At 39.5% G+C, this 408-nt stretch carries 1 tRNA gene; it reads left to right on the top strand.

The annotated features are described in order from the left end of the window. Positions 1–60 precede the first annotated feature (60 nt). Positions 61–132: transfer RNA gene (locus AT575_RS10170), tRNA-Ala, on the top strand. Positions 133–408: the final 276 nt, after the last annotated feature.

Below are 408 nucleotides of genomic sequence, written 5' to 3'. Positions count from 1 at the left end.
TAAGCTTCACGTAATAGAATAAGTACCACCACTAATAATGAAACAACCAGTTTATTAGTCGGGGCCTTAGCTCAGCTGGGAGAGCGCCTGCTTTGCACGCAGGAGGTCAGCGGTTCGATCCCGCTAGGTCCATTATCTAGGATACAAAGAGATGTTCGGCTAGCGAATTTCTGTAGAAAATTAGGAATCTGACACCGTGTGCTTGCACACAAGGAAGATTATCTATTTTCCTAAGAAATTAATCTCGTGTTCAACTAGATAAATGATATTTGAATACGAACCTAAACTTACTAGAAATAAGTCAAAACCATCTCGTGTCTAAGGACACATCACTGGTTTGTTCCTTATTTTACGCAAGTTTTACGACAAGTCGTACCGGTTCTTAATATCATAATAGTCCATTGAAAA

Origin of the sequence: Streptococcus penaeicida, from assembly GCF_002887775.1 — a bacterium.
Taxonomy (GTDB): Bacteria; Bacillota; Bacilli; order Lactobacillales; family Streptococcaceae; genus Streptococcus; species Streptococcus penaeicida.
This window is presented reverse-complemented; position numbering and strand designations above follow the sequence as displayed.